Annotated in this window: 6 protein-coding genes (1 of these 6 running past the window's edge); 4 read left to right on the top strand and 2 right to left on the bottom strand. The window is 58.4% G+C overall.

Translation table 11 applies throughout. The annotated features are described in order from the left end of the window. The first annotated feature begins 205 nt into the window (after positions 1 to 205). Positions 206 to 775, top strand: coding sequence for a TRAP transporter small permease subunit (locus Q0367_RS00270; RefSeq protein ID WP_297629998.1), 570 nt, complete (start codon positions 206 to 208; stop codon positions 773 to 775). Positions 776 to 794: 19 nt separating this feature from the next. Then, positions 795 to 2,129, top strand: coding sequence for a TRAP transporter large permease subunit (locus tag Q0367_RS00265; RefSeq protein ID WP_298980541.1), 1,335 nt, complete (start codon positions 795 to 797; stop codon positions 2,127 to 2,129). A gap of 79 nt (positions 2,130 to 2,208) precedes the next feature. On the opposite strand, the gene Q0367_RS00260 is transcribed toward Q0367_RS00265, so the two are convergent. Together Q0367_RS00260 and pdxS are read right to left on the bottom strand one after the other, a co-directional pair. After that, positions 2,209 to 3,351, bottom strand: a complete 1,143-nt coding sequence (locus tag Q0367_RS00260) for a TRAP transporter substrate-binding protein (RefSeq protein ID WP_297629991.1) — start codon at positions 3,349 to 3,351, stop codon at positions 2,209 to 2,211. Between the two features lie 261 nt (positions 3,352 to 3,612). After that, entirely contained in the window at positions 3,613 to 4,494 is an 882-nt protein-coding gene (pdxS, locus tag Q0367_RS00255; RefSeq protein WP_363325814.1) for a pyridoxal 5'-phosphate synthase lyase subunit PdxS, read from the bottom strand. A 405-nt stretch (positions 4,495 to 4,899) separates the two neighbouring features. On the opposite strand from pdxS, the gene Q0367_RS00250 reads away from it, so the two are divergent. Further along, positions 4,900 to 5,850, top strand: coding sequence for a ribonuclease Z (locus Q0367_RS00250; protein WP_297629985.1), 951 nt, complete (start codon positions 4,900 to 4,902; stop codon positions 5,848 to 5,850). 108 nt (positions 5,851 to 5,958) lie between these two features. Beyond that, positions 5,959 to 6,264: the 5' portion of a hypothetical protein gene (locus Q0367_RS00245; protein ID WP_298980540.1), read on the top strand. The gene runs 1,263 nt beyond the window's last position; the window shows 306 of its 1,569 coding nt (coding positions 1-306); it begins with the start codon at positions 5,959 to 5,961; its stop codon lies beyond the right edge, outside the window.

Genomic DNA, 6,264 nt, shown 5'->3' with positions numbered 1-6,264 from the left:
AGCGGGTCTTGCGTGGACAATGCGTCGGCGCCTTGCATAAGCGCAGCGACTGTATGAAGTCGAAGAGGGTGGGTGGGAGCCCACCCTCTTTCTTTTTCTATAGAAATCGAAACTTTTCTCGACGGTTGCACAATTCGCTCCCTTCAACTACAATCCATGCACCCACATAGAATCGACTTCTCACCTATCTGGAAAGGAGACGTGGATGAACGCTCTCTTGCGGCTTGCGCATCGGATCGACCGCATCTCAGAAGCGATGGGAAAAGTCGCAATCTATCTCACCCTTCTTCTCATTGCAGTTGGTTTCTATAACGTCGTTGCGCGTTACACAGGGAGGTTTATCGGCCAGAACCTTTCGTCCAATCGTTGGATCGAAACGCAGTGGTATATTTACTCGGTCGTCTTCTTCCTGATGTTCGCCTACAACCTGCGCCACAATGTCAACGTGCGCGTGGACTTTCTCTACGCCAAGTGGAGTGCGCGACGCAAGGCCTGGATCGATTTCTTGGGGACGGTGTTGTTTCTGATCCCCTTCTGCATCATGGGGATTTGGGCGACGATCACGCCCGTGCTGTTCTCATGGCGCCTTTGGGAAATGTCGCCCGATCCAGGAGGATTGCCGCGCGCGCCGATCAAAACTTTCATCATCGTCGCCTTCGCGCTGTTGTTGTTGCAGGCGATTGCGCAAGCGATCAAATACGCTGCTGTGCTGACCGGCCATCAAGAAGTGCAGCGCGAAATCGAGCAAGAAGCAACTCCAGTCGACCTATCCTGAAACCGTTGAGGAGCTGAATATGGGGTATGAATGGCTGGCCGTGGCCATGTTCGTGGGGTTCTTTTTCATTTTGATGTCCGGATATCCGGTGGCGTTTTCCTTCGCGGGAGCTGCGATTGTCTTCGGGCTGATCGGCCTCTCCGTCGATGCATTTGACTTTAACCTCATCCGTCTGATGCCGAACCGTTGGTTTGGCACAATGAGTGATTTCACGTTGCTGGCGATCCCTTTCTTCGTCTTCCTCGGCGCAATCTTAGAAAAATCCGGCATCGCAGAGGAACTGTTAGAGACGACAGGAATTTTGTTGGGACCCCTACGCGGGGGCATGGCGTTGGCCGTGGTGTTGGTCGGCACTTTGCTGGCGGCGGCGACCGGCGTCGTGGCCGCAACGGTGATCGTGATGGGTTTATTGTCGTTGCCCGTGATGTTGCGCTATGGCTATGACAAGGAGCTGGCCACCGGCGTCATTGTGGCGTCCGGCACGCTGGCGCAGTTGATCCCGCCGAGCCTGGTGTTGGTCGTGCTGAGCGATCAGATCGGCGTTTCGATTGGGGATCTCTTTCTGGGCGCTTTGATCCCGGGGCTGATGCTCTCCGGAGCCTATGCGTTGTATGTCATCGTCCTGGCGTTGATCAAACCAGGTGTAGCGCCGGCGTTGCCCAAAGAGGCGCGCTCCTTAAGCGGAGGGGCGCTCTTCTGGCGCGTGGTGCTTGCCGTTGTGCCGCCGATTACATTGATCTTTGCCGTCTTGGGAAGCATCTTTTTCGGCATTGCAACGCCCACGGAGGCAGGCGCTGTGGGCGCCGTGGGTGCATGCATTCTGACCTGGCTCAAGCGGAGGCTGAATGTCAAAATCCTGGTGGAGGCTGCCACGGCGACGGCGCGCATCACCGGTCTTGTCATCATGATTCTCTTTTGTTCGACCTTTTTCAGCGTGGTTTTTGACGGCCTGGGAGGCACGCCCTTTTTCAAAGAACTGTTGACCAGCCTACCAGGAGGCTACTGGGGGTTTTTACTCGTGGCCAATCTCGCCATCTTTCTTTTGGGCGTTTTTTTGGAGTTTATCGAAATTTCCTTTATTGCCATGCCGATCCTGGTGCCCGCCGCCAGTGCGCTTGGCCTGGATATGGTCTGGTTTGGGGTGATGATGGCCGTCAACTTACAGACCGCGTTTGTCTCACCCCCGGTCGGCTTTTCGCTCTTCTATTTACAGAGCGCCGCTCCTCCAGAAGTGACGACCGCCGATATTCACAAAGGCGCCATCCCGTTCGTCGTCATCCAGCTCATCGTCCTCCTGATCGTCATCTTCTTCCCCGAGACAGTGCGTTGGCTGATCACCCTCGCCGCCGGATAACGACCAAGATAAAAGGGAGCCGTCCGTGCTGAAAGCGGCTCCCTTTCACTTCAGAACAACCCCTGGTTGGAATCAAGGATTATTTCAGCAAATTGTGCACAAAGTTCATCATGCTATACTCGTTGATATTGTGCCATCCCTGCACGGATGTGCGGAAGGCGTCCCACTCCTTGTAAATTCTTGCAAAGTCTGCATCGGCTGCGGAGAACTCTTCGTATAGCTCATCAGCCGCCGCTTTTGCAGCAACGAGGATCTCTTCGCTGTAAGGCCGCAACTTGGCGCCTGCCTCAACCAGGCGCTGAAGGGCTGCGCCGTTGAGCGCGTCATAGCGCGCCAACATTGTCACATTGGCGACGTAGGCGGAGTATTTGATCGCCTCCCGATAGAGCTCCGGCAGCTTCTTCCACTCGTCGAGGTTGATTTCCACTTCCAGGGCGGGGCCCGGCTCCCACCAGCCAGGGTAGTAGTAGAATTCGGCGGCTTTGTTTAGCCCAAGTTTTTCATCATCATAAGGGCCAACCCACTCCGCAGCGTCAACGGCGCCGGTCTGCAGCGCCTGGAAGATCTCGCCGCCCGGCAGCACCTGGACGGTCACGCCCAGCTTCGCCATGACCTGACCGCCAAGCCCGGGAATGCGCATTTTGAGGCCGTTGAGGTCCGCCGGCGTATTGATCTCCTTACGGAACCAGCCTCCCATCTGCGCACCGGTGTTGCCGGCCGGGAATTGAATGACGTTGAATTTTTCCTGATAGAACTCCTGCAGCGTCGCCAGGCCGCCGCCTTCATAAAACCATGCGTTCTGCTGTTGAGCGGTAAGACCGAAAGGAAGCGTTGTGCCGAACGCCGTGGCCGGGCTTTTGCCGACGTAGTAATAGGAAGCGGTGTGTCCGATCGGAACGGCGCCCTGAGACACGACGTCGAGCACCTGGGTGCCCGGCGCCAGCTCGCCGGCGGCGCGCGGCTCGATGATGAATTTGCCGCTGGTCATCGCCTTCACTGCATCGGTGAAAGCTTGGGCGCCGCCAAAAATGGTGTCAAGCGCCAGCGGCCAACTCGTTGCCATCTGCCATTTGAGCTCGGGCAGCGCGGCATCCTGCGCAATTGCCTGCTGAATTTCCTGGGCGGCGGGCGTGGCGCCAAACGTGCAGCCGGCCGCCAACCCAATGACAGCGCCGCCGGCCGCCTTGGTCGCCATGCTCGTCAGGAACTCTCGACGGTTCATGTGAGTCCTCCTTTTTGAAGATTCAATTGTTCTGGAACGGACAGGTGCGCAAAATGGAAGGTGAGGGCATTGTAGCGAAACGATGATGGGTTGTCAATCTCGCTTTTGAATGCCAGGAGAATTGAAAATGAGGAGAAAAATGTCAGCAGAGTTGGCTTGCGCTGTCGCCGGAAGAGTCGAGCATCGATATCTCAGAATGGGAAGGCGTCCTGTGGAGAAACGAACAGGACGCCCTCTCGAAGAGTGAGTTCGTTCCCTTTATCACCACCCTCGCACCGCCATTTTGTCGGCTTCACTCAACGTGTCGAGGTTGACGCCGACCATCGGCTCCCCCAGATCCTCGCTGACTTCCGCCAGAATCTGGGGATCGTTGTAGTGCGTGACGGCCATGACAATGGCGCGGGCGCGTTTTTCCGGGTTGCCGCTCTTGAAGATGCCGGAGCCTACGAAAACGCCGTCCATGCCGAGCTGCATCATCAACGCCGCGTCGGCCGGCGTGGCGACCCCACCGGCCGCAAAGTTGACCACCGGCAGCCGCCCCAGCTCCGCCGTGAGCTTCACCAACGAGTACGGCGCCCGGATTTCCTTGGCGTAGGCGAAGAGTTCATCTTCATCCATGCTGCGCAGGCGGCGAATGGCGCCGTTGACGGCGCGCGCGTGGCGCACGGCCTCGACGATGTTGCCGGTGCCCGCCTCGCCTTTGGTGCGGATCATGGCGGCGCCTTCGGCGATGCGGCGCAGCGCCTCGCCCAGATCGCGGGCGCCGCAGACGAAAGGCGTGGTGAACTTGTGCTTGTTGATGTGGTGCTCTTCATCCGCCGGCGTCAACACTTCGCTCTCGTCGATGTAGTCGACGCCCAGCGCCTGCAAAATCTGCGCCTCGACGAAATGTCCGATGCGCACTTTCGCCATCACCGGGATCGTCACCGCCTCGATAATCTCTTTAATCTTGCGCGGGTCGCTCATGCGCGCCACCCCGCCATCTTTGCGAATGTCGGCGGGCACGCGTTCGAGCGCCATGACGGCGCAGGCACCCGCCTCCTCTGCAATGCGCGCCTGTTCGGCGGTGACGACATCCATGATGACACCTCCCTTGAGCATCTGCGCCAGCCCCACCTTGACGGCGAAACTGCCCGTGATCACATCGTTTTGTTCGCTGGCGCCGTTGCGTGTGCGGTTGCTCGAGTCGTTCATGCTGGCTGCTCCTTCTGAATCTGGACTTTCATTGCTTCCCTATCGCTTCACAGGCGACTTGCGTCGGCTCCCGTCGGATTTGCGCATCTGCAAGTCTGATCTCCGTCGCATTGGTGCAATCGGACTTTCCATTGTATGTCTAAACGTCGCCTTTGCTCAAAAGCGCGCTGCGCATGTTTCGAGAGGAGGGGGTGCACTTCCTCCGCCAACAACGTCGGCCTTGCGTTCTCGCTTCACACCGCCGCTGCGCTTCCATACAAGATGCACTCCGCAACGCCTTTTCATCAATTTGGCGACGCCCTTCGCTTTCAGTAAACTGGAAAGACTGCGCAAATCAGGAAAGGCGGAGCGTCTGTGTTTGAGGTGGTTTTTTTGGGAACATCGGCTTCGGCGCCCTCGGTGCAGCGCGGGCTGTCTTCGGCATTGGTGCTGGCGAACGAACACCGCTTCATGATCGATTGCGGCGAAGGCACGCAGCGCCAGTTGCTGCGCACCGGCCTGGGTTTTCGACGGCTGGATAAAATTTTGCTCACCCATGGTCACCTGGATCATATTCTGGGGTTGGGCGGGTTGGCCTCCACGTTAGGGCGTTGGGAGGCGCTGGAAGAGCTGAACATCTACGGCGGCGCTATGACGCTGGCGCGCGTGCAGATGTTGATGGAAGTCGTTTTCGGCCCAGGGCAGATTGCCGGCTCCGGCGTGACGCTCAACCTGCTGGAGCCTGGCGTGCTCTTCGAGGATAAGCACTTCACATTGACGGTGATTCCGGTGCAGCACCGTGGGCCGGATTGTTTCGCATTTCTATTTGAAGAGAGGCCGCGACGCCCGTTTCTGGCGGAGAAAGCGGAGGCGCTCGGCATTCCGCAGGGGCCGGTGCGCCGTGAATTGGCGCAGGGACGCGCGGCGACGCTGCCGGACGGCCGCGTGATCCAACCCGAGGACGTGCTCGGCCCACCGCAGCGCGGGGCAAAGCTCTTCTTCGTCGGCGACGTCAGCCACACCGGCCCGTTGCATAAGCCCGCCGAGAACGCTGACCTGCTCGTGATCGAGGCGACCTATCTGGAGGTCGATAAACAGCTTGCCAGGCAGCATGGTCACATCACCGCCGCCGGCGCCGCAAAACTGGCGCGCAATGCAGGCGTGCGTCAGCTCGTGTTGCACCATGTGAGCAGAAGATACACGACGCAACAAATTCTGGAAGAAGCGCAGGCCATTTTCCCCAACACCCTGGTCGCCAACGACTTTGACTGCTTCAGCGTCCACAAAGACAAGCCGATTGCGCTGCGCAGCTTGCGCCAGAAGTAAGGCGCCCGGCCCGCTCAATCGGGCCCCTCTTCACGACGGATCACAACAGAGTGCACGCGCAAGAGCCTGGACGCAGGTCAATTGCGGATCGATGGAAAGGAGGTTTTCATGGAAGACTTGATTCTGCGTCGCGTGTCTGTCCACGATCGATATCAGCTTGAGCTTAAACTCGGCTATCCGCTGCAGCGGGAGCGCGCCACGCGTTACCGGATCGACACCTATCTCTTTGCGCCCTACTCGTTGGGCGTCAACGCGGGCAGCTATCCCCCTGAAGAATTCTATCGCGATATTCAGCACTATGTGCGCATGAAAACGCCTCTGCTTCAGCTTCAAGAAGTGCTGGAGAGTCCTCGTTCGCCGTTGGTGCAGGTTGAATCCTCGTTGCAGGCCCTCGGCGACGGACTGACGCCTCAG

The sequence above is a fragment of the uncultured Caldilinea sp. genome (genome assembly GCF_937128415.1).
In the GTDB taxonomy this organism is placed as follows: domain Bacteria; phylum Chloroflexota; class Anaerolineae; order Caldilineales; family Caldilineaceae; genus Caldilinea.
The sequence above is the reverse complement of the archived record's forward strand: the minus strand, read 5'-3'. Positions and strand labels throughout refer to the sequence as shown.